We start from the raw sequence: 21,227 nt of genomic DNA, 5'->3' as shown, positions 1-21,227 counted from the left end.
ATAAACTGTACGGCTTTTATCCGGGGTGAATTATGGCGCTCAATAACGAGCTTAAAAAGCGGTTCAAGGCGATCGGTCATCAACTCAAGCCGGTGGTCACCATCAGTGAGAACGGCCTCAGCGAAGGCGTACTGGGCGAGCTCGACCGCGCGCTGAACGATCACGAACTGATCAAGATCAAGCTGGCCGTCACCGAACGTGAAGATCGTCGCGCCCTGATCGATGAGCTGTGCGCCTCGAGCAAGGCCGAGCTGGTCCAGATGATCGGCAAGATGGCTTTGATCTACCGCAAGGCGCGCGAGCAGAATCGCAACCTGTCCAACGTGGTGCGCTATACCGCCTGATTTCCCGGTACCCGCCCGGGGACGGGCTGCAGTACCAGGATCAGACCGCACAGCAACAGGACCAGGTAGCCGGCCAGGGCGGTCGGCCCGGTCCAGAAGCGCGCCAGCTCGTTCTGCAGCACCACGGCCAGCGCACTGGCCAGCAGCAGCTGGCCGCGCAGGTCACGCCACAGGGCGGTGACCCCTGCCCACCACACCAGCACCACGACCTGGGTGAAGACGCCACCGGCTGCGGCGCTGAGCATCATGCGCAGCAATTCCTCACGCCCGGACTGGATCAGCAGCGGCGCCCAGCCCGCCTGGGCGAGGGCCACCGGGATGCACAGGTGCAGGGCGACCAAGGGGCCGACCCAGAACACCTGGGCCAGTTGCCAGGCGGCGGCGAGCAGCCTGGCGAGCCAGCCCGAGGGGCGGCGCTCAGACGTGGCGGACAGCGACAATTTCGTATTCGACATTGCCACCCGGGGTCTTCACCAGCACCACGTCCCCCTCTTCCTTGCCGATCAGGGCGCGGGCGATGGGCGAACCCACCGACAGCTTGCCCTGCTTGATGTCCGCCTCGTCGTCACCGACGATCTGGTAGGTCACGGCCTCATCGGTCTCGGTGTTGGCGATTTCCACGGTGGTGCCGAAGATCACCTTGCCGGTATGCGGCAAGGCGGTCACGTCGATCACCTGGGCATTCTGCAGACGCCCCTCGATATCGCGGATACGCGCCTCGACCATGCCCTGCTGTTCGCGGGCGGCATGGTATTCGGCGTTTTCCTTGAGGTCACCCAGTTCACGCGCTTCGGCGATGGCCTGGGTGATCTGCGGGCGCAGCTCGGTCTTGAGGTGCTTGAGTTCGTCTTCCAGGGCGCGAGCGCCCTGGACGGTCATGGGGTACTTGGTCATGCCTCAACTCCTGCATGCAGATCTTGCAGCCGGCGCACGGTCTTCTCGGCGCCGAATTTCAAAGCTTCGCAAATGGCCTGGCCGCCGGCAATGGTGGTGGTGCAGCAGAGCTTGTGCTGCAGGGCATTACGGCGGATCGAATAGGAATCGGCGATGGACTGCCGGCCTTCGGTGGTGTTGATGATCAGGGTGACTTCGTCGTTCTTGATCATGTCGACCACATGGGGACGGCCTTCGGTCACCTTGTTCACGCGCCGCACCGGCAGACCGGCGGCCTCGATCACCCGGGCGGTACCGGCAGTGGCGACCACCTCGAAGCCCAGGCCGACCAGATCGCGGGCGACCTGTACGGCTTCGGGCTTGTCGTCGTCACGCACGCTGATGAAGGCGCACCCGGAGTTCGGCAGGATCTCGTTGGCACCCAGCTGAGCCTTGGCGAAGGCTTCGCCGAAGCTGTCGCCGACCCCCATCACCTCACCGGTGGACTTCATCTCCGGGCCGAGGATGGGGTCGACGCCGGGGAACTTGTTGAAGGGGAACACCGCTTCCTTGACGCTGAAGAACGGCGGGATGATTTCCTGGGTGAAACCCACTTCGGCCAGGGTCTTGCCGGCCATGACGCGGGCGGCCACCTTGGCCAGCGACTCGCCGATGCACTTGGAGACGAAGGGCACGGTCCGGGAGGCGCGCGGGTTGACTTCGATGACGTAGATGTCCTCGCCCTGCACGGCCATCTGCACGTTCATCAGGCCGACCACGCCGAGCTCCAGGGCCATCTTCTTGACCTGCTCGCGGATCTCGTCCTGGATGTGCTTGGGCAGCGAATAGGGCGGCAGCGAGCAGGCGGAGTCACCGGAGTGCACGCCGGCCTGTTCGATGTGCTGCATGATGGCGCCGATCACCACGGTCTGGCCGTCGCACACCGCATCCACGTCCACCTCGATGGCGCAGTTGAGGAAGTGGTCGAGCAGCACCGGGCTGTCGTTGGACACCTTGACCGCTTCGCGCATGTAGCGCTTGAGTTCTTCTTCCTGGTAGACGATCTCCATCGCCCGGCCGCCCAGCACGTAGGAGGGACGGACCACCATCGGATAGCCGATGTTCTTCGACAGGGCCAGGGCTTCGTCTTCGCTGCGCGCGGTGGCGTTGGCCGGCTGGCGCAGGTTGAGGCGCTGCACCATCTGCTGGAAGCGCTCGCGGTCTTCGGCGCGGTCGATGGCGTCGGGGCTGGTGCCGATGATGGGCACACCGGCCTCTTCCAGGGCGCGGCAGAGCTTGAGCGGGGTCTGGCCGCCGTACTGGACGATGACGCCCTTGGGCTGCTCGACGCGGACGATTTCCAGTACGTCTTCCAGGGTCACCGGCTCGAAGAACAGGCGATCGGAGGTGTCGTAGTCGGTGGAGACGGTTTCCGGGTTGCAGTTAACCATGATGGTCTCGTAGCCGTCTTCACGCATGGCCAGGGCCGCGTGCACGCAGCAGTAGTCGAACTCGATACCCTGGCCGATGCGGTTGGGACCGCCGCCGAGGATCATGATCTTGTCGCGACCGCTGGGCTTGGCCTCGCACTCTTCCTCGTAGGTGGAATAGAGGTAGGCGGTGTCGGTGGCGAATTCGGCGGCGCAGGTGTCCACTCGCTTGTACACCGGCAGCACCTTGAGCTTGTGGCGATGGGCACGCAGGTTCTTCTCAGTGACGCCGAGCAGCTTGGCCAGGCGCGCATCAGAGAAGCCCTTGCGCTTGAGCTTGCGCATCAGGTCATAGTCGAGGTCGGCCAGACCCAGGGTCTTGATGCGCTCCTCGTCCTTGATCAGGTCCTCGATCTGCACCAGGAACCAGGGATCGATGCGGGTCAGCTCGAAGACCTTGTCCAGGCTGTAGCCCTGGCGGAAGGCGTCGCCGATGTACCAGATGCGATCGGCGCCCGGTACGGTCAGCTCGCGCTTGAGGGTGCCATCGGCTTCCGGATCGGCCGGATCCAGCTTGGGATCGAAGCCGACCACGCCGACTTCCAGGCCGCGCAGGGCTTTCTGCAGAGATTCCTGGAAGGTCCGGCCGATGGACATGACCTCGCCCACGGACTTCATCTGGGTGGTCAGGCGGGCGTCGGCCTTGGGGAATTTCTCGAAGGCGAAGCGCGGGATCTTGGTGACCACGTAGTCGATGGCCGGCTCGAAGGACGCCGGGGTACGACCGCCGGTGATGTCGTTCTGCAGCTCGTCCAGGGTGTAGCCGACGGCCAGCTTGGCGGCGATCTTGGCGATGGGGAAGCCGGTGGCCTTGGAGGCCAGGGCCGACGAACGCGATACCCGCGGGTTCATCTCGATCACCACCATGCGTCCGGTGTTCGGGCAGATGCCGAACTGGACGTTGGAGCCGCCGGTCTCGACGCCGATCTCGCGCAGCACCGCCAGGGAGGCGTTGCGCATGATCTGGTATTCCTTGTCGGTCAGCGTCTGGGCCGGGGCCACGGTGATGGAGTCACCGGTGTGCACGCCCATGGGGTCGAAGTTCTCGATGGAGCAGACGATGATGCAGTTGTCCTTCTTGTCGCGGACCACCTCCATCTCGTATTCCTTCCAGCCGATCAGGGATTCGTCGATCAGCAGCTCGTTGGTCGGCGACAGGTCCAGACCGCGGGTGCAGATTTCCTCGAACTCTTCGCGGTTGTAGGCGATGCCGCCACCGGTGCCGCCCATGGTGAAGGACGGACGGATGATGCAGGGGAAGCCGACCTTCTCCAGCACGCCGTAGGCTTCTTCCATGGTGTGGGCGATACCCGAGACCGGGCAGGCCAGGCCGATGTCCTTCATGGCCTTGTCGAAGCGCGAGCGGTCCTCGGCCTTGTCGATGGTATCGGCATTGGCACCGATCATCTCGACGCCGAATTTCTCCAGCACACCGTGACGCTCCAGATCCAGGGCGCAGTTCAGCGCGGTCTGGCCGCCCATGGTCGGCAGCAGGGCGTCGGGCCGCTCCTTCTCGATGATCTTGGCCACGGTGGCCCACTTGATCGGCTCGATGTAGGTGGCGTCGGCCATGGCCGGGTCGGTCATGATGGTGGCCGGGTTGGAGTTCACCAGGATGACGCGGAAGCCTTCCTCGCGCAGGGCCTTGCAGGCCTGGGCGCCGGAATAGTCGAACTCGCAGGCTTGGCCGATGACGATGGGGCCGGCCCCGAGGATCAGGATGCTCTTGATGTCTGTACGCTTAGGCATGGGCTTCTCGAATGCAGGTAATCAGGTCAGGGTCGCGGTGGCCAACTTCACACCGAACCCCACGAACAGGGCGCCGACGCCACCGGTGGCGCTTGCGCTGAGGCGTCGCCGCTGGCGGAACCAGGCCGCCAGGCGCACACCACAGAAAATCAGGAACGACAGGTAGCAGAAGCTGATCGCTTCCAGTACCGCGCCCAACACCAGGAAGGACAGCGCCGGATGGGCATAACCGGGGTCCACGAACTGGATGAAGAAGGAGACGAAGAACAGGATCGCCTTCGGGTTCGACAGGCTCAGCAGCAGCGCCTTGCGGAACGGCTGGTGGACGTCTTCGCGCAGGGTCGCCTCGGCCTGGCCCTGAGCCGGGCTGCGCCAGGACTTGAGTCCGCCACGCAGCATGCTCCAGCCGAGGTAGAACAGGTAGGCCGCGCCCAGATACTTGAGGATCTGGAAGAACAGCGGCTCCGCCTTGAGCAGCGACGCCACTCCCAGGGCCGAAAGCAGCATCAGCACAGCATCACCGAGGAACACGGCCGAGGCCGCCTGGTAGCCGCTGCGGATGCCGCGCTGGGCACTGGTGGCGAGCACGAAGAAGGAGTTGGGACCGGGCAGCAGGATGACGAACAGGGTCCCGACCACATAGGTCCAGAAGTCGATGACACCCAGATTCGCCAGCATGAGCCTTACCCTCCTCCCGTCTTAGCGGCGCGCCGCCATGGCCTGGATGAACTTGTCGAACAGCGGCGCCACGTCGTGCGGACCGGGGCTCGCCTCGGGGTGACCCTGGAAGCTGAAGGCGACCTTGTCGGTGCGCTCGATGCCCTGCAGGGTGCCGTCGAACAGCGACTTGTGGGTGGCCCGCACATTGGCCGGCAGACTGGCTTCGTCCACGGCGAAACCGTGGTTCTGGCTGGTGATCATCACCACGCCGCTGTCGAGATCCTGCACCGGATGGTTGGCGCCGTGGTGACCGTTGGGCATCTTCACCGTCTTGGCGCCGGAAGCCAGGGCCAGCAACTGGTGGCCCAGGCAGATGCCGAACACCGGAATCTCGGTTTCCAGGACGTCCTGGATCGCCTTGATGGCGTAGTCGCACGGCTCGGGATCGCCCGGGCCGTTGGCCAGGAAGATGCCGTCGGGTTGCAGCGCCAGGGCTTCGCTGGCCGGGGTCTGGGCCGGCAGCACGGTGATGCGGCAGCCACGGGCCACCAGCATGCGCAGGATGTTCAGCTTGACGCCGTAGTCGAAGGCCACCACGTGGTAGGGCAGCTGCTCGGCCGGGATCTCGGCGTGGCTGTCGGTCTCCAGCGACCAGACGCTGGAACGCCACTCGTAGCGCTCCTTGACGCTGACTTCCTTGGCCAGGTCCATGCCCTTCAGGCCGGGGAAGGCGCGCGCCAGTTCCAGGGCGCGCTCCTCGGTGGCATCCGCACCGGTGAGGATGCAGCCATCCTGGGCGCCCTTCTCGCGGAGGATGCGGGTCAGGCGACGGGTGTCGATACCGGCGATGGCGATGGTGCCGTTTTCCTCGAGGTACTCGGGCAGCGACTGCTTGTTGCGCCAGTTGCTGGCCAGCAGCGGCAGGTCACGGATGATCAGTCCGGCGGCCCACACCTGGGCGGCCTCGCCATCCTGCGGCGTGGTGCCGGTGTTGCCGATGTGCGGATAGGTCAGGGTGACGATCTGCTTCGCATAGGAAGGATCGGTCAGGATTTCCTGGTAGCCGGTCATGGCGGTGTTGAACACCACTTCGCCGACCGTGTGGCCGTCGGCACCGATGGATTCACCGCGAAAGATGCTGCCATCGGCAAGTGCGAGTATGGCTGGCTTAGTCAAGAAGACCTCCGAAAATCAAGCCTTGGCGGGCAAACGCAGGGTGCAAAAAAACGGGATGACATCTCGAAGAGTCATCCCGTTTTAATGTTGTGATTTCATTCTGCGCTAGCTTTTAGTGGATACACTAAAGCTGCATTGTACACGAATTGAGCGCTGCTTGCACCCTCGCGAGCGAATCAGCGCAACTCCAGTACGTCCTGCATGTCATATAGCGCCGGCTGTTTGTCCTTGAGCCACAGGGCCGCACGGACCGCACCCTTGGCGAAAGTCATGCGACTGGAGGCCTTGTGGGTGATCTCCACCCGCTCCCCCTCGCTGGCGAACAGCACGGTGTGGTCGCCCACCACGTCACCCGCTCGCACGGTGGCGAAGCCGATGGTCTGGCGATCACGGGCACCGGTCTGGCCTTCGCGCCCGTAGACGGCGACCTCTTCCAGATCGCGACCCAGTGCCTGGGCGACGACCTCGCCCATGCGCAGGGCGGTACCGGATGGGGCATCGACCTTGTGTCTGTGATGGGCCTCGATGATCTCGATGTCGACCTCGTCGCCCAGCACCCGGGCGGCGGTATCCAGTAGCTTGAGGCAGAGATTGACGCCGACGCTGAAGTTGGCGGCGAAGACGATGGGGATTTCCTTGCTCGCCTCCAGCAGGGTCAGCTTCTGCTCGGCGGTGAAACCGGTGGTGCCGATGACCATGGCCTTCCTGGCCTTGCGGCAGAGCGCCAGGTTTTGCAGGGTGACGCTGGGATGGGTGAAGTCGATCAGGACGTCGAAATCATCCAGCACGCGCGCCAGATCGCCCGACAGCATCACGCCATTGCGACCGATACCAGCGAGCTCACCGGCATCGGCACCGACCAGGCTGCTCTCCGGCCGATCCACCGCGGCGGTCAGGCCGGCGGCGCCCTGGGTCTGCTGGACCGCTTCGATCAGGGTCTTGCCCATGCGCCCCGCGGCGCCCATTACAGCTATACGTCGCATCATCAGCTCCAGGCTGCTGGCCGGGCGCCGCCGCGCGACGGCGCCCAGGCCGGGTTAGAGGTCGTCGAAGAAGCGCTTCATGCCGTCGAACCAGCCACTGGCCCGGGGCGAATGGGAGCTGTCGCTCTGCAGGGTGTTGCGGAATTCCTCGAGCAGCTCGCGCTGGCGGCGACTCAGGTTGACCGGGGTCTCTACCACCACCTTGCACATCAGGTCACCGGCACCACCACCGCGTACGGGCGTCACGCCCTTGCCGCGCAGGCGGAACATCTTGCCGGTCTGGGTACCCTCGGGGATCTTCAGCTTGACCCGGCCATCCAGGGTCGGCACTTCCAGCTCGCCACCCAGGGCGGCATCGGTGAAGTTGATCGGCACCTCGCAATAGAGATGCTTGCCGTCGCGCTGGAAGATCGAGTGCTCGCGCACGTTGACCACGACATAGAGGTCGCCGCTGGGGCCACCCAGTGTCCCGGCCTCGCCCTCGCCGGTCAGGCGGATGCGGTCGCCAGTGTCGACGCCTGCCGGCACCTTGACCGACAGGGTCTTCTGTTCTTCCACGCGCCCCTGACCATGACAGGCAGTGCAGGGCTCGGGAATGATCTTGCCGCTGCCGTGGCAGCGCGGGCAGGTCTGCTGCACCGAGAAGAAGCCCTGCTGCATGCGCACCTGGCCGATGCCGCCGCAGGTCGGGCAGGTGGACGCCGAGGTACCCGGCTTGGCGCCATTGCCGTCGCAGACCTTGCACTCGACCAGGGTGGGCACGCGAATGGTGACCGTGGTCCCGCGCACGGCCTCTTCCAGATCAAGATCCAGGGTGTAGCGCAGGTCGGCACCGCGCTGCGGACCGCCCCGACCACCGGCGCCGCCGCGCCCGCCGAAGAAGTCGCTGAAGACGTCGCCGAAGATGTCGGAGAAGCTCGCACCACCCGCCGCACCACCGAAGCCGCCGCCGCCCATGCTCGGATCGACGCCAGCATGGCCGTACTGGTCGTAGGCCGAGCGCTTGCCCGCATCGGACAGCACTTCGTAGGCCTCGGCGGCCTCCTTGAACTGCTCTTCGGCAGCCGCGTCACCCGGATTGCGGTCCGGGTGGTATTTCATCGCCAGGCGTCGGTAGGCCTTCTTGAGCTCGGCTTCGCTGGCGCCGCGCTCGACCCCGAGCACCTCATAGTAATCACGTTTGGCCATAGACTTTCTGCACCTTAAATTTTCTCACCCTCCAGACACGCCAACGCGGGAGCAGGCTCCCGCGTGGCGGATCCGACGGGCCGAAGCCCGCCAGGTGCGGTAAGCACGGGGCTTACTTGTTGTCCTTCACTTCCTCGAACTCGGCATCGACCACGTCGTCGCCGGGCTTCTTGGCATCACCGTCCGCCTTGGCCGAGGCGCCTTCGGCACCGGCGCCAGCACCCTGCTCGGAATAGAGCTTCTGGGCCAGCGGCGCGGAGGCCTGGGACAGGGCATTCATCTTGGCTTCGATGGCGTCCTTGTCGTCACCGCGGACGGCGGTTTCCAGTTCGCCAATGGCCTTCTCGATGGTGCTCTTCTCTTCCGCGGTGGCCTTGTCGCCCGCCTCGGTCAGCATCTTGCGGGTACCGTGCACCAGGGCATCACCCTGGTTGCGGGCCGCGGCCAGCTCCTCGAACTTGCGATCCTCGTCGGCATTGGCCTCGGCGTCACGCACCATCTGCTGAATCTCTTCCTCGGACAGACCGGAGGACGCTTTGATGACGATGGACTGCTGCTTGCCGGTGGCCTTGTCCTTGGCGGACACGTTGAGGATACCGTTGGCGTCGATGTCGAAGGTCACCTCGATCTGCGGTACGCCACGCGGCGCCGGCGGGATCTCGGCCAGGTCGAATTTGCCCAGCGACTTGTTCTGCGCGGCCTGCTTGCGCTCGCCCTGCAGCACGTGGATAGTCACGGCGCCCTGGTTGTCGTCGGCGGTGGAGAACACCTGCGACTTCTTGGTCGGGATGGTGGTGTTCTTCTCGATCAGCGCGGTCATCACGCCACCCATGGTCTCGATGCCCAGGGTCAGCGGGGTGACGTCCAGCAGCAGCACGTCCTTGACGTCACCGGCCAGCACGGCGCCCTGGATGGCGGCACCGATGGCAACGGCTTCGTCCGGGTTGACGTCCTTGCGCGCTTCCTTGCCGAAGAAGTCGGCCACGCGCTTCTGCACCAGCGGCATGCGGGTCTGACCGCCCACCAGGATGACTTCGTGGATGTCGGAGACGTCCAGGCCGGAGTCCTTCAGCGCAGTACGGCACGGCTCGATGGTGCGCTCGACCAGCTCTTCCACCAGCGACTCCAGCTTGGCGCGGGAGACCTTGACGTTCAGGTGCTTGGGACCGCTGGCATCGGCAGTGATGTACGGCAGGTTGACGTCGGTCTGGGTAGCCGAGGACAACTCGATCTTGGCCTTTTCCGCAGCTTCCTTCAGGCGCTGCATGGCCAACGGGTCACCCTTGAGGTTCATGCCGCTTTCTTTCTTGAATTCCTCGACGAGGTAGTCGATCAGGCGGATGTCGAAGTCTTCGCCGCCCAGGAAGGTGTCGCCGTTGGTGGCCAGCACCTCGAACTGATGCTCACCGTCGACCTCGGCGATCTCGATGACCGAGACGTCGAAGGTGCCGCCGCCCAGGTCATAGACGATCACGGTGTGGTCGCCCTTGGCCTTGTCCAGGCCATAGGCCAGGGCAGCCGCGGTGGGCTCGTTGATGATGCGCTTGACGTCCAGACCGGCGATGCGACCGGCATCCTTGGTGGCCTGGCGCTGGCTGTCGTTGAAGTAGGCCGGGACGGTGATGACCGCTTCGGTCACGGCTTCGCCCAGGTAGTCCTCGGCGGTCTTCTTCATCTTCTTCAGGACTTCGGCAGAGACCTGCGGCGGCGCCATCTTCTGGCCCTTGGCCTCGACCCAGGCGTCACCGTTGTCCGCCTTGACGATCTTGTAGGGGACCATCTGGATGTCTTTCTGTACGACGTTTTCTTCGTAACGCCGACCGATCAGGCGCTTAACCGCGTACAGGGTGTTCTGCGGATTGGTCACCGCCTGGCGCTTGGCCGGCTGGCCGACCAGGGTCTCGCCATCGTTGGTGTAGGCGATGATGGACGGCGTGGTACGGGTGCCTTCGGCGTTTTCCAGTACCTTGACGTTGCCGTTTTCGAGGATCGCGACGCAGGAGTTGGTCGTCCCCAGGTCGATACCGATAATCTTGCCCATGTAGTCTTCTCCAGAAATCTCAGATTCCGCGCGGCCCGCTCAGGGGGCCTTTGATGTTCGCTTGCCTACCAGATGGGGCCGAGCGAAAGAATTTCAAGCCTTTTCGTCGATGCTCGGCTGCTGCGCTGCAGGGGCCTTGCTGACTACCACCATCGCCGGCCGCAGCAGGCGACCATTGAGGAGATAGCCCTTCTGAAACACCTTGAGCACGCTGCCCGGCTCGGCAGTGGCGCTCTCCTCCATGGCCATGGCCTGGTGGTGTTCAGGATTGAAGGGCGCGCCGTGGGGATCGACGGCCTCGACCTGATAGCGCTTGAGGGTGTCCTGCAGCATCTTCAGGGTCAGCTCCATGCCTTCGCGCATGGGCTTGAGGGTCTCGTCCGCGGCATTGGACAGCTCCAGGCCACGCTCCAGGCTGTCGAGCACCGGCAGCAGATCGCCGGCGAATTTTTCCAGGGCGAACTTGTGCGCCTTCTCCACGTCCTGCTCGGCGCGGCGACGCACGTTCTGCAGTTCGGCGACGCTGCGCAGCGACTGATCCTGGGCAGCGGCGAGCTGCTCTTCGAGCGTGGCGACGCGGGCAGCGAGGTCCTCGTGCTGGACGTCGCCCTGGGCCGCGGCCTCGTGCTCGGGAGTCTGGGAGTTCTGTTCGTCGGCCATGGAGTCCTCCTGTGATAATGCCGGTGGGCGTGCCCTCTAATGGACGACGCCTTGTTCGATGGCGCCTATATGGGGCCACCGGCCGGCGCTTCAAGAGCTGTATGGATTGCCAGTGCCCGAACGGCACTGTATAAACAACCAGAAACCGCTTTCGGAGATCGTCGCATGCTGGTGCATCTGTCCGTCCGCAATTACGCCATCGTCGAACACCTCGACCTCGACCTCGAGCGCGGCATGACCGTGATCACCGGCGAAACCGGCGCCGGCAAGTCCATCATGCTCGACGCCCTCGGCCTTACCCTGGGTGACCGCGCCGACAGCGACGCGGTCAGGCCTGGCGCCGACAAGGCCGACGTCCTGGCCAGCTTCGACACCACCGATATCCCCGAGGCCCGCCAGTGGCTCGCCGAGCGCGACCTCGAGCAGGACGGTCCCTGCCTGCTGCGCCGAGTCATCACCCGTGAAGGTCGCTCGCGCGGCTACATCAATGGCTCGCCCTGCCCGCTGGCCGACCTCAAGACCCTGGGTGGCCTGCTGATCGACATCCACAGTCAGCACGAGCACCAGTCGCTGCTGGGGCTCGATACCCATCGCCGGCTGCTGGACGAGTATGCCGGCGCGGGCGAGCTGGTCCGCCAGGTCCAGCTCGCCGCCCAGCGCTGGCGCCAGGTGCGCCAGACCCTGGAACGCCTGACCCGCAACGGCGACGAGCAACGTGCCCGCCACCAGCTGCTCAGCTACCAGCTCGAGGAACTCGACAACCTCGCCCTGGCTGAGGGCGAATTGCAGGCGCTGGAACAGGAGCAAAGCGACCTGGCGAGCGCCGAGCACATCCTGCTGGCCTGCCGTCAGGCCATGGACCTCTGCACCGAAAACGAGCAGGGCAATGCGCTGTCGGCCCTCAACGCCAGCGTGGCCCGCCTGACCGCCTTCGATCGTCCGCCGGCACAGATCGAGGAGGCCAGCAACCTGCTCGCTTCCGCCCAGATCCAGATCGAGGAAGCGATGAATGAACTCAATCGCTTCGTCGACCATTTCGAAGCCGACCCCGCGCGCCAGCAAGCCGTCCAGGAGCGCCTGGACAGCGTCTACAGCCTCGCCCGCAAACATCGGGTGCAACCGGAAGGGCTGCTGGAGCTGCACGAGCAGCTACGCACCGAACTGCAATCGCTGGACGCCGACGACGTCGCCCTGGAGCGCCTACAGGAAGAGCTGGCTGCCTTCGAGCGCCACTATCAGGAAAAGGCCGGCGAACTGAGTCGCCTGCGTGAACAGCGGGCACCGGAACTCGCTGCGGCGGTGGAGACGGAAATGCAGCGCCTGGGGATGCCGGGCGGTCGCTTCAGTATCACGCTTACGCCCGGCAGCACTGGCGAACCCCAGCCGCTGGGCAACGAAGGCGTCGAGTTCCGCGTCAGCGCCAACCCCGGCCAGCCGCTGCGCCCGCTGGCCAAGGTGGCGTCCGGCGGCGAGCTGTCGCGCATCAGCCTAGCCATCCAGGTCATCACAGCCCAGACCTCGCGCACACCGACGCTGGTCTTCGACGAGGTGGACGTCGGTATCGGCGGCCCGACCGCCGAGGTGGTCGGCCAGCTGCTACGGCAATTGGGCGAACGCGGCCAGGTACTGACGGTCACCCACCTGCCCCAGGTCGCCGCCCAGGGCCACCAGCATCTGTTCGTGCATAAGGAACGCGGCACCGACGAGACCCGCACCGCGGTGGCCAAGCTGGACCGCGCCCGCCGTGTGGAAGAGGTGGCGCGCATGCTGGGCGGCGTCGACCTGACCCGCGAATCCCTCGCCCATGCCCGCAAGCTGGTGGTGAGCCGCTAGCTTAGGGCTACAGCCAGACATGAAAAAGGCGACTCAAAGGTCGCCTTTTTCATGTCTGGCTCTTCACTTGCGCTGGCGGATGTACAGCACCAGGTTGTGGTCGACCAGCTCGAAACCGTGCTCTTCGACGATCTCGCGCTGGCGCTTTTCGATCGAGGCATCGGTGAACTCGATGACTTCGCCGGTATCCACATCCACCATGTGATCGTGGTGTCCGGTATCAGCCAGCTCGAACACGGCATGGCCGCCATCGAAGTTGTGGCGCACCACCAGACCAGCCGCCTCGAATTGGGTGAGGACCCGGTAGACCGTCGCCAGGCCCACGTCTTCGCCCGCTTCCATCAACGCCTTGTAGACGTCTTCGGCGCTCATGTGGCGCTGCTCGGTGGTGTCCAGCATCTGCAATATCTTGACGCGCGGCAGGGTCACTTTCAGACCCGCTTTGCGGAGTTCGTTGTTCTCTACCATGCTCTTTCTCGGTGCCGAGTGCTTTCGCAGCCCTCGGGAATACGGGTATGATCGGTGCTTCGTTGCCCAGCAAGATAGTGGAAGTCTCCCACCGATGCAAAACCTCAAGCAAACGCTGACCGGGCTCTCTCTGATGGGCCTAGCCATGCTCGCCGGCTGCTCTCTGCCGGGGGTTTACAAGATCGACATCCAGCAGGGCAACGTCGTCACCCAGGATATGATAGACCAGTTGCGCCCCGGAATGACCCGGCAACAAGTCCGGTTTATCATGGGTACGCCGCTGATCCAAGACACCTTCCATCCTGATCGCTGGGACTACCTGTACAGCCTGCAGGCTGCCGGTGGCCAGCGGAAGCAAGAGCGCGTCAGCCTGGTCTTCAACGGCAACAACCAGCTGAGCGGCCTGGCCGGTGATTTCATGCCCGGCACCAGTCGCGAACAGCAGATCATGGGTAGCGACAGCGGCAATAGCGTGGACACCACCGCGCCTGTCCAGCCGTCGGTGCCTGCCGCAGCCCCCGAGACCCCGGCGGTTCCCGGCTCGACCGAAGACAACATCCAGAAAGAGATCGACAGCGCCCGCCCGGCCGCCGTGCCGACGCCCGAGCGCATCCGTACCGACGGCCAGTGATCCTCTGCTAGCGGCCAGCCCTGGCCTTTTCGGCGCGCCGCTTGCGACTCTCCTTGGGGTCCGCGAGCAGCGGCCGGTAGATCTCCACGCGATCCCCCTGCCCTAGCCGGCATTCCGCTGGCTTGGCGATCAGCTTGCCGAAGATACCGACACGGTAGTGGTCACGCTGCCTCGGCTCCAGCTGCTCGAGCAGACCTGAAGACAGCACCGCCTGCTCGACGGTAGCCCCCTCCTCCAGTTGCAGACTCAACAGCCACTGGCGCTCCGGCAAGGCCAGAGCCACCTCGATGGCGAGACGCTCAGCCATACAGCGCCCGGGCCCGCTGGCAAAAGGCGTCCACCATGGTGTTGGCTGCCTGGTTGAACAGCGGCCCCAGGGTCGCCCGGACGATGGCGCTGTCGTATTCGAAGGACAGGTCCAGCGAGATCTTGCAGGCCTTGTCGCCCAGCGCCTTGAACGACCAGACGCCGTGCAGCTGCTTGAATGGCCCCTTCTCCAGGTCCATGGTGATGGACTCGTCAGGCACCAGGGTATTGCGGGTCACGAACTGCTGGCTGAGGCCGCCCTTGGCCACGGTGAGGCCGGCGCGCATCTGGCTTTCGTCCTGCTCCAGGATCTGCGCGGACGAGCACCAGGGCAGGAACTCTGGATAGCGATCCACGTCATTGACCAGCGCATAGAGCGCCGAAGCGGGATAGGGCAGCAACGCCGAACGTTGGATGTGCGTGCTCATCGGAACCTCGTAGAATAGCGAATTCGGTGTCGGACCTTGAATTTGAGGGCGGCGCACGCATTTTACTCCCGCACCAGCCTGCCGCGGTCCAGAACCGCGGTATTGTCCGTGTTTGCTCATACCCGCTCAAGCGCGTGGCGACATTTCCCCTGACTCGCTGTACCCTGGAATCATGGCCAAGCAAAAGAAAGTCTCCCCCGGCAGCATCGCGCAAAACAAAAAGGCGCTACACGAATACTTCGTCGACACCCGTTTCGAAGCGGGTGTCTCCCTGGCAGGTTGGGAGGTGAAGAGCCTGAGAGCCGGCAAGGCACAGCTGACCGACAGCTATGTGCTGCTCAAGGACGGCGAGGCCTGGCTGCTCGGTAGCCACATTACCCCGCTGCAGACCGCCAGCACCCATGTCATCGCCGACCCGACGCGCACCCGCAAGCTGCTGCTGAACAAGCGCGAGCTGGGCAAGCTGTTCGGCGCCGTGCAGCAGAAGGGCTATGCCTGCGTCGCCTTGTCTTTGTACTGGAAGAAGCATCTGGTCAAGTGCGAGATCGCGCTGGCCAAGGGCAAGAAGGAGTTCGACAAACGCGCCACCGAGCGTGAGCGTGACTCCGATCGCGAGATCCAGCGCGCCATCCGCAAGGACGCCAAGTAGCCAAGTGGCCGAAAAACGTTTCGTCGACAATGACTTGCGTAGAGCGGCCGGAATTCCTATAGTGAACGACCAGCAAGTTTTGGGGGCGATTAGGATTCGACGCCGGTAACGAAACTTGAGGGGCATGCCGAGCTGGTAGCAGAACTCGTAAATTCGCTGCTGCAAACTTATAGTTGCCAACGACGACAACTACGCTCTAGCTGCTTAATGCGGCTAGCAGTCGCTAGGGGATGCCTGTAAACCCGAAACGACTGTCAGATAGAACAGGATCGCCGCCAAGTTCGCTGTAGACGTAACGGCTAAAACTTATACAGCTCGCCCAAAGCACCCTGCCCGTCGGGCCGCAATGGGTTAACTCAGTAGACAGGGCTAAGCATGTAGAACCGATAGCGGAGAGCTGGCGGACGGGGGTTCAAATCCCCCCGCCTCCACCAAAAAGAAAGGGCAGCCACTGGCTGCCCTTTTTCTTTGCCCGCGATTTAGAACGGGATGTCGTCGTCGAAGCTGTCGTAGTCCTGCTGGGCAGGCTGCTGCTGCGGACGGGACTGCGGCTGCTGCGGAGGACGCTGGTCGTACTGCTGACCGCCGCCCTGGGGGGCCGCCTGCTGCGGACGGGGAGCACGTTGCTGCTGGGGTGCAGGCGCGCTCTGGTTGTATTCGTCGTTACCGCCGGCATTGCCACCGCGGCCGCCGAGCAACTGCATGTTGCCGTTGATGTCGACCACGATTTCGGTGGTGTAGCGATCCTGACCGTCCTGCCCCTGCCACTTGCGGGTACGCAGGGTGCCCTCGACATAAACTTGGGAGCCCTTGCGGATGTATTCGCCGGCGATCTCGGCAAGACGACCGAAGAACACCACGCGGTGCCACTCGGTACGATCCTGCTGCTGGCCGGTCTGCTTGTCCTTCCAGCTCTCGCTGGTGGCGAGGGTGACGTTGGTCACGGCATTGCCATTGGGCATGTAACGGGTTTCGGGATCGGCGCCGGCGTTGCCGACGAGGATGACTTTGTTGACGCCACGGGCCATATGGATCTCCTGATGAGCCTGTCGATCAAGCGGCGACTGGCGTTTGGCTTACCAGTCGCTCCAATTTCGCTCGATCGACGATTTTAGTATCGATCTTGATGTAGACGGCTTGTTCTTCCGCCACCATTACCGCATCGGTCACTCCGGCCAGGGCCAACAGGCGTTCGACCAATCCCTGGTCGTTGACTAGCGCGGACGCAACCGGCAAACGCAGACTGGTGACATAGGGTGGTTCCCGCATCGTACCAGCAATCACCGCCCACCCCAGGCAAAGCGCAGCACAACCCAGGAAGACGGTGGACAGGCCACCGTGCTGGAACAGCCAGCCACCGAGGATACCGCCCAACGCGGAACCTAGGAACTGACTGGTGGAGTAGATCCCCATCGCCGTGCCCTTGCCACCGGCAGGCGCCACCTTGCTCACCAGCGAAGGCAGCGAGGCCTCCAGCAGATTGAAGGCGGTGAAGAACACCACGATGCCGATGACCAGCGCCACCAGGCTGTTGCTGAAGAAAAAGAAGTACAGCTCGCACAGCACCAGGACGCTGATGGCGCCTACCAGCACGCGCTTCATGCGGCGCTTCTTTTCACCATAGATGATGAAGGGGACCATGGCGAAAAAGCCGACCACCAGCGCTGTGAGGTAGACCCACCAGTGTTCTTCCTTGGGCAAACCGGCGTGGCCGGCCAGGGCCAGCGGCAGGACGACGAAGCTGGCCATCAGCACGGCGTGCAGCGACAGGATGCCGAAGTCCAGTCGTAGCAGGTCGCGGTTGCGCAGCGTCGCTCCGAGTGCCTGGCGTGCCAGGTTCGACTCCCGGTGGGCGAAGGGCGAGGCGTGGCGCGGAACCAGGAACAGCACGATGACCAGGCCGACCAGGGCCAGGCCGCAGGTGGCCCAGAACAGTCCGGAGAGACCATAAGCACGGGTCAGCAGCGGTCCGGCGACCATCGCCACGGCGAAGGATACCCCGATGCTCATGCCGATGGTCGCCATCGCCTTGGTTCTGTGCTGCTCACGCGTCAGGTCCGACAGCAGCGCCATGATGGCCGCGGAGATGGCCCCGCCACCTTGCACGATGCGACCGGCGATGACCCCCCAGATGGAGTGGGCATTGGCGGCGATGGCGGCACCAAGGGCGAACACCAGCAGTCCACCTATGATGATGGGGCGCCGGCCGATGCGATCGGACAGCGTCCCCAGGGGAATTTGCAAGACCGCCTGGGTCAAACCATAGGCACCGATGGCGAGGCCGATGAGTGCCGGAGTGGCATCCGCCAGCTCCTGACCATAGGTAGCCAGGACCGGGAGCACCATGAACATACCGAGCATACGAAAGGCGAAGACCATAGCCAGCCCCAGGGCGGCACGGCGTTCTACGCCGCTCATGGCTTCGCTGCGCTTGTCGAGCATTGATAATCCTCTCGTCGGCGACAGGCTTTTGTGTCGCCACACAGCTTTAAAACAGTCGTGACAATGACCATTTAGGGAGGAAGCGGTGAAGATAGCCGAGCGCTCGTCCGAACATTCCCGACCGCCAGGATCACGAACGCCCGATCACCGCAATCGGGCCAGCAATTTTACCAGTCTTGACCCCTCTCTCACAGGCGCGGCAGATAGCCGCAGCCTGAGACGAGACCTCTTTCCTATCGAAGCGTCGCCAAAACGAGGCAGAAGTCTACGTGGATAAAATCCTCATCCGTGGGGCCCGCACCCATAACCTGAAGAACATCGACCTTACCCTCCCCCGGGACAAGCTCATCGTCATCACCGGGCTGTCCGGCTCCGGCAAATCCTCTCTGGCCTTCGACACCCTCTATGCCGAAGGCCAGCGCCGCTACGTGGAATCCCTGTCGGCCTATGCCCGCCAGTTCCTCTCGATGATGGAAAAGCCCGATGTGGACACCATCGAAGGCCTGTCCCCGGCGATCTCCATCGAGCAGAAGTCCACCTCGCACAACCCGCGTTCCACGGTCGGCACCATCACCGAGATCTACGACTACCTGCGCCTGCTCTATGCGCGGGTCGGCACGCCGCGTTGCCCGGAGCACGACGTCCCCCTGGAAGCCCAGACCGTCAGCCAGATGGTCGACCAGGTGCTGGCCATGCCGGAAGGCCAGCGGCTGATGCTGCTCGCCCCCATCGTGCGCGAGCGCAAGGGTGAGCACCTGTCGGTGTTCGAGGAACTGCGCGCCCAGGGCTTCGTGCGCGTGCGCGTCAATGGTCGCCTGCACGAGATGGATGAGCTGCCCAAGCTCGACAAGCAAAAGAAGCACACCATCGAAGTGGTGGTGGATCGCTTCAAGGTGCGCGAAGACCTCCAGCAGCGCCTGGCGGAGTCCTTCGAGACGGCCCTCAAGCTGGCCGACGACATCGCCATCATCGCGCCCATGGAAGGTGACAGTGGCGAGGAGATCGTCTTTTCCGCACGCTTCGCCTGCCCGGTCTGCGGCTTCTCCATCGGCGAGCTGGAACCCAAGCTGTTCTCCTTCAACAACCCGGCCGGCGCCTGCCCGACCTGCGATGGCCTGGGCGTGAAGCAGTTCTTCGATGCCCGGCGGGTCGTCAACGAGGAACTCAGCCTCAGCGAGGGTGCCATTCGCGGCTGGGACAGACGCAACGTCTACTACTTCCAGATGCTGGGCTCCCTGGCCAGTCACTATGGCTTCAGCCTGGACGAACCCTTCAAGAGCCTCGATGACAAGCACCGCAAGGCCGTGCTCAGCGGCTCGGGACGGGAAAGCGTCAACTTCCGCTACCTCAATGACCGCGGCGATATCGTCAAGCGTGCCCACCCCTTCGAAGGCATCCTGCCCAATCTGGAGCGCCGCTACCGCGAGACCGAATCCCAGAGCGTGCGCGAGGAGCTGGCCAAGTACCTGAGCACCCAGCACTGCCCGGACTGCAACGGCACCCGCCTGCGGCGTGAGGCCCGGCATGTCTGGGTCGGCGACAAGACGTTGCCGGCCGTCACCCGCCTGCCGGTGGGCGATGCCACCCAGTACTTCCAGGACCTCACCCTCAAGGGCCAGCGGCAACAGATCGCCGACAAGATTCTCAAAGAAATCCGCGAGCGCCTGCAGTTCCTGGTCAACGTGGGCCTGGATTACCTGACCCTGGACCGCAGCGCCGATACGCTGTCCGGCGGTGAAGCCCAGCGTATCCGCCTGGCCAGCCAGATCGGTGCAGGCTTGGTAGGCGTCATGTACATCCTCGACGAGCCCTCCATTGGCCTGCATCAGCGCGACAACGAGCGCCTGCTGGGTACCCTGACCCATCTGCGCGACCTGGGTAACACCGTCATCGTCGTCGAACACGACGAGGATGCCATTCGCCTGGCCGACTACGTCATCGACATCGGCCCTGGCGCGGGTGTGCACGGTGGTCAGATCATCGCGGAAGGTACCCCGGACCAGGTCATGAAGCACCCTGACTCGGTCACCGGCCAGTACCTGTCAGGTCGCAAGAAGATCGTGGTGCCGGCCAAGCGGACGCCACGGGACAAGAAGAAGCTGCTGAAGCTGAAGGGTGCGCGCGGCAACAACCTGCAGAACGTCAACTTGGAAATCCCGGTTGGCCTGCTGACCTGCGTGACGGGGGTGTCCGGCTCGGGCAAGTCGACCCTGATCAACAACACCCTGTTCCCGCTGACCGCTACGGCGCTCAACGGCGCGACGACCCTGGAGGTCGCCGCCCATGACAGCTTCGATGGCCTGCAGCATCTGGACAAGGTTGTGGACATCGACCAAAGCCCCATCGGCCGTACGCCGCGCTCCAACCCGGCGACCTATACCGGCCTCTTCACCCCGATTCGCGAGCTGTTCTCCGGCGTGCCGGAATCCCGTTCGCGTGGCTACACCCCGGGGCGCTTCTCCTTCAACGTCAAGGGCGGCCGCTGTGAAGCCTGCCAGGGCGATGGCGTGATCAAGGTGGAGATGCACTTCCTGCCGGACGTCTACGTCGCCTGTGACGTCTGCAAGGGTAAACGCTACAACCGCGAGACCCTGGAGGTGAAGTACAAGGGCAAGACCATCACCGAGGTCCTGGACATGACCATCGAGGAGGCCCACGCCTTCTTCGAATCGATCCCGGCGCTGGCGCGCAAGCTGCAGACGCTGATGGATGTGGGCCTCTCCTATATCCGCCTGGGCCAGAGTGCCACGACCCTGTCGGGTGGCGAGGCACAACGCGTGAAGCTGGCGCGGGAGCTGTCCAAGCGGGATACCGGCAAGACGCTCTATATCCTCGACGAACCCACTACCGGCCTGCACTTCGCCGATATCCAGCAACTGCTGGACGTCTTGCATCGCTTGAGGGATCACGGCAATACGGTGGTGGTGATCGAGCACAACCTAGACGTCATCAAGACCGCCGACTGGCTCGTGGACCTGGGTCCGGAAGGCGGCTCCAAGGGTGGCCAGATCATCGCCACGGGTACCCCCGAAGAGGTCGCGGTGAACAAGAAGTCCTATACCGGTCACTTCCTCAAGCCGCTGCTGGAGCGCGACCGGGAGTAATCCCGAGCCTCTTGCAGCCATGAAAAAGCCCGGCCAATGCCAGGCTTTTTCATGTCTTCATTTGGGTAGGTTGGGCTGAGCGCAGCGAAGCCCAGCATCCAGGCTCCATCCCAAAGCCCGCCGCGGCCGCAGCCCTAGCATGTTGGGCTTCGCAAGCTCAGCTCAACCTACGTATCTTTTCCCGCCCAAAAGACAACACCCT

19 protein-coding genes and 1 other RNA gene are annotated in these 21,227 nt (G+C 64.0%); 6 read left to right on the top strand and 14 right to left on the bottom strand.

What is annotated here, in order from left to right:
- The first annotated feature begins 32 nt into the window (after window positions 1–32).
- Window positions 33–344: a YhbY family RNA-binding protein gene (locus tag ACYJP6_RS23880; RefSeq protein WP_459478481.1), complete on the top strand. Its 312-nt coding sequence runs from the start codon at window positions 33–35 to the stop codon at window positions 342–344.
- On the opposite strand, the gene ACYJP6_RS23875 is transcribed toward ACYJP6_RS23880, so the two are convergent.
- The 9 genes from ACYJP6_RS23875 to grpE all read right to left on the bottom strand — a co-directional run bounded on the left by ACYJP6_RS23875 (window position 332) and on the right by grpE (window position 11,164).
- Window positions 332–799: a hypothetical protein gene (locus ACYJP6_RS23875; protein WP_459478479.1), complete on the bottom strand. Its 468-nt coding sequence runs from the start codon at window positions 797–799 to the stop codon at window positions 332–334. The genes ACYJP6_RS23880 and ACYJP6_RS23875 overlap by 13 nt on opposite strands.
- The gene (gene greA / locus ACYJP6_RS23870; protein ID WP_459478477.1) at window positions 762–1,238 is read right to left on the bottom strand and encodes a transcription elongation factor GreA; all 477 of its coding nucleotides are present in this window, start codon (window positions 1,236–1,238) and stop codon (window positions 762–764) included. Before greA ends, ACYJP6_RS23875 begins: the two co-directional genes overlap by 38 nt.
- Window positions 1,235–4,456, bottom strand: coding sequence for a carbamoyl-phosphate synthase large subunit (carB, locus tag ACYJP6_RS23865; RefSeq protein WP_459478475.1), 3,222 nt, complete (start codon window positions 4,454–4,456; stop codon window positions 1,235–1,237). The genes greA and carB overlap by 4 nt, the downstream gene beginning before the upstream one ends.
- A 21-nt stretch (window positions 4,457–4,477) precedes the next feature.
- Entirely contained in the window at window positions 4,478–5,134 is a 657-nt protein-coding gene (gene leuE, locus ACYJP6_RS23860) for a leucine efflux protein LeuE (protein WP_058764341.1), read from the bottom strand.
- Between the two features lie 21 nt (window positions 5,135–5,155).
- The gene (gene carA, locus ACYJP6_RS23855; protein ID WP_459478472.1) at window positions 5,156–6,292 is read right to left on the bottom strand and encodes a glutamine-hydrolyzing carbamoyl-phosphate synthase small subunit; all 1,137 of its coding nucleotides are present in this window, start codon (window positions 6,290–6,292) and stop codon (window positions 5,156–5,158) included.
- A gap of 176 nt (window positions 6,293–6,468) precedes the next feature.
- The gene (gene dapB / locus ACYJP6_RS23850; protein WP_058764346.1) at window positions 6,469–7,275 is read right to left on the bottom strand and encodes a 4-hydroxy-tetrahydrodipicolinate reductase; all 807 of its coding nucleotides are present in this window, start codon (window positions 7,273–7,275) and stop codon (window positions 6,469–6,471) included.
- Between the two features lie 54 nt (window positions 7,276–7,329).
- On the bottom strand, window positions 7,330–8,463 hold the full coding sequence (dnaJ, locus tag ACYJP6_RS23845) for a molecular chaperone DnaJ (RefSeq protein WP_459478470.1): 1,134 nt from the start codon (window positions 8,461–8,463) through the stop codon (window positions 7,330–7,332).
- A gap of 112 nt (window positions 8,464–8,575) precedes the next feature.
- On the bottom strand, window positions 8,576–10,504 hold the full coding sequence (gene dnaK / locus ACYJP6_RS23840) for a molecular chaperone DnaK (protein WP_007162664.1): 1,929 nt from the start codon (window positions 10,502–10,504) through the stop codon (window positions 8,576–8,578).
- A gap of 93 nt (window positions 10,505–10,597) precedes the next feature.
- Window positions 10,598–11,164: a nucleotide exchange factor GrpE gene (gene grpE, locus ACYJP6_RS23835; RefSeq protein ID WP_309757299.1), complete on the bottom strand. Its 567-nt coding sequence runs from the start codon at window positions 11,162–11,164 to the stop codon at window positions 10,598–10,600.
- Window positions 11,165–11,329: 165 nt separating this feature from the next.
- Here grpE and recN point away from each other — a divergent pair, with 165 nt between their 5' ends.
- Entirely contained in the window at window positions 11,330–12,997 is a 1,668-nt protein-coding gene (gene recN, locus ACYJP6_RS23830) for a DNA repair protein RecN (RefSeq protein WP_459478467.1), read from the top strand.
- Between the two features lie 63 nt (window positions 12,998–13,060).
- On the opposite strand, the gene fur is transcribed toward recN, so the two are convergent.
- A complete protein-coding gene (gene fur / locus ACYJP6_RS23825; protein WP_007162667.1) occupies window positions 13,061–13,465 on the bottom strand; it encodes a ferric iron uptake transcriptional regulator in 405 nt (134 codons plus the stop codon).
- A 94-nt stretch (window positions 13,466–13,559) separates the two neighbouring features.
- Between fur and ACYJP6_RS23820 the strand changes: the two genes are divergently transcribed.
- Window positions 13,560–14,096 carry an outer membrane protein assembly factor BamE gene (locus tag ACYJP6_RS23820; RefSeq protein WP_459478465.1) on the top strand — a complete coding sequence of 179 codons (537 nt, stop codon included), beginning with the start codon at window positions 13,560–13,562 and terminating at the stop codon, window positions 14,094–14,096.
- Between the two features lie 7 nt (window positions 14,097–14,103).
- On the opposite strand, the gene ACYJP6_RS23815 is transcribed toward ACYJP6_RS23820, so the two are convergent.
- A complete protein-coding gene (locus ACYJP6_RS23815) occupies window positions 14,104–14,403 on the bottom strand; it encodes an RnfH family protein (protein ID WP_459478463.1) in 300 nt (99 codons plus the stop codon).
- Window positions 14,396–14,830 carry a type II toxin-antitoxin system RatA family toxin gene (locus ACYJP6_RS23810; protein WP_145012241.1) on the bottom strand — a complete coding sequence of 145 codons (435 nt, stop codon included), beginning with the start codon at window positions 14,828–14,830 and terminating at the stop codon, window positions 14,396–14,398. Before ACYJP6_RS23810 ends, ACYJP6_RS23815 begins: the two co-directional genes overlap by 8 nt.
- Before the next feature lie 172 nt (window positions 14,831–15,002).
- Here ACYJP6_RS23810 and smpB point away from each other — a divergent pair, with 172 nt between their 5' ends.
- Entirely contained in the window at window positions 15,003–15,479 is a 477-nt protein-coding gene (gene smpB / locus ACYJP6_RS23805; protein WP_007162671.1) for an SsrA-binding protein SmpB, read from the top strand.
- A gap of 81 nt (window positions 15,480–15,560) precedes the next feature.
- Window positions 15,561–15,913: a transfer-messenger RNA gene (ssrA, locus tag ACYJP6_RS23800) on the top strand.
- 45 nt (window positions 15,914–15,958) lie between these two features.
- Here ssrA and ssb read toward each other — a convergent pair.
- Both ssb and ACYJP6_RS23790 read right to left on the bottom strand, forming a co-directional pair.
- Window positions 15,959–16,507: a single-stranded DNA-binding protein gene (gene ssb, locus ACYJP6_RS23795; protein ID WP_310127884.1), complete on the bottom strand. Its 549-nt coding sequence runs from the start codon at window positions 16,505–16,507 to the stop codon at window positions 15,959–15,961.
- 25 nt (window positions 16,508–16,532) lie between these two features.
- Window positions 16,533–17,921: an MFS transporter gene (locus ACYJP6_RS23790; RefSeq protein ID WP_459478460.1), complete on the bottom strand. Its 1,389-nt coding sequence runs from the start codon at window positions 17,919–17,921 to the stop codon at window positions 16,533–16,535.
- Window positions 17,922–18,190: 269 nt separating this feature from the next.
- Between ACYJP6_RS23790 and uvrA the strand changes: the two genes are divergently transcribed.
- Window positions 18,191–21,025, top strand: a complete 2,835-nt coding sequence (uvrA, locus tag ACYJP6_RS23785; RefSeq protein WP_459478458.1) for an excinuclease ABC subunit UvrA — start codon at window positions 18,191–18,193, stop codon at window positions 21,023–21,025.
- Window positions 21,026–21,227 lie beyond the last annotated feature (202 nt).

This window comes from Pseudomonas sp. No.117, assembly GCF_054558395.1.
This window is presented reverse-complemented; position numbering and strand designations above follow the sequence as displayed.

Bases quoted from the DNA above. Each gene is read 5' to 3' on its own strand.
- recN (WP_459478467.1), top strand. From the start codon at position 11,330: ATGCTGGTGCATCTGTCCGTCCGCAATTACGCCATCGTCGAACACCTC.
- ACYJP6_RS23820 (WP_459478465.1), top strand. From the start codon at position 13,560: ATGCAAAACCTCAAGCAAACGCTGACCGGGCTCTCTCTGATGGGCCTA.
- ssb (WP_310127884.1), bottom strand. From the start codon at position 16,507: ATGGCCCGTGGCGTCAACAAAGTCATCCTCGTCGGCAACGCCGGCGCC.
- ACYJP6_RS23875 (WP_459478479.1), bottom strand. From the start codon at position 799: ATGTCGAATACGAAATTGTCGCTGTCCGCCACGTCTGAGCGCCGCCCC.
- greA (WP_459478477.1), bottom strand. From the start codon at position 1,238: ATGACCAAGTACCCCATGACCGTCCAGGGCGCTCGCGCCCTGGAAGAC.
- fur (WP_007162667.1), bottom strand. From the start codon at position 13,465: ATGGTAGAGAACAACGAACTCCGCAAAGCGGGTCTGAAAGTGACCCTG.
- leuE (WP_058764341.1), bottom strand. From the start codon at position 5,134: ATGCTGGCGAATCTGGGTGTCATCGACTTCTGGACCTATGTGGTCGGG.
- smpB (WP_007162671.1), top strand. From the start codon at position 15,003: ATGGCCAAGCAAAAGAAAGTCTCCCCCGGCAGCATCGCGCAAAACAAA.
- grpE (WP_309757299.1), bottom strand. From the start codon at position 11,164: ATGGCCGACGAACAGAACTCCCAGACTCCCGAGCACGAGGCCGCGGCC.
- ACYJP6_RS23815 (WP_459478463.1), bottom strand. From the start codon at position 14,403: ATGGCTGAGCGTCTCGCCATCGAGGTGGCTCTGGCCTTGCCGGAGCGC.
- dnaK (WP_007162664.1), bottom strand. From the start codon at position 10,504: ATGGGCAAGATTATCGGTATCGACCTGGGGACGACCAACTCCTGCGTC.
- dnaJ (WP_459478470.1), bottom strand. From the start codon at position 8,463: ATGGCCAAACGTGATTACTATGAGGTGCTCGGGGTCGAGCGCGGCGCC.
- dapB (WP_058764346.1), bottom strand. From the start codon at position 7,275: ATGCGACGTATAGCTGTAATGGGCGCCGCGGGGCGCATGGGCAAGACC.
- ACYJP6_RS23810 (WP_145012241.1), bottom strand. From the start codon at position 14,830: ATGAGCACGCACATCCAACGTTCGGCGTTGCTGCCCTATCCCGCTTCG.
- carB (WP_459478475.1), bottom strand. From the start codon at position 4,456: ATGCCTAAGCGTACAGACATCAAGAGCATCCTGATCCTCGGGGCCGGC.
- ACYJP6_RS23880 (WP_459478481.1), top strand. From the start codon at position 33: ATGGCGCTCAATAACGAGCTTAAAAAGCGGTTCAAGGCGATCGGTCAT.
- ACYJP6_RS23790 (WP_459478460.1), bottom strand. From the start codon at position 17,921: ATGCTCGACAAGCGCAGCGAAGCCATGAGCGGCGTAGAACGCCGTGCC.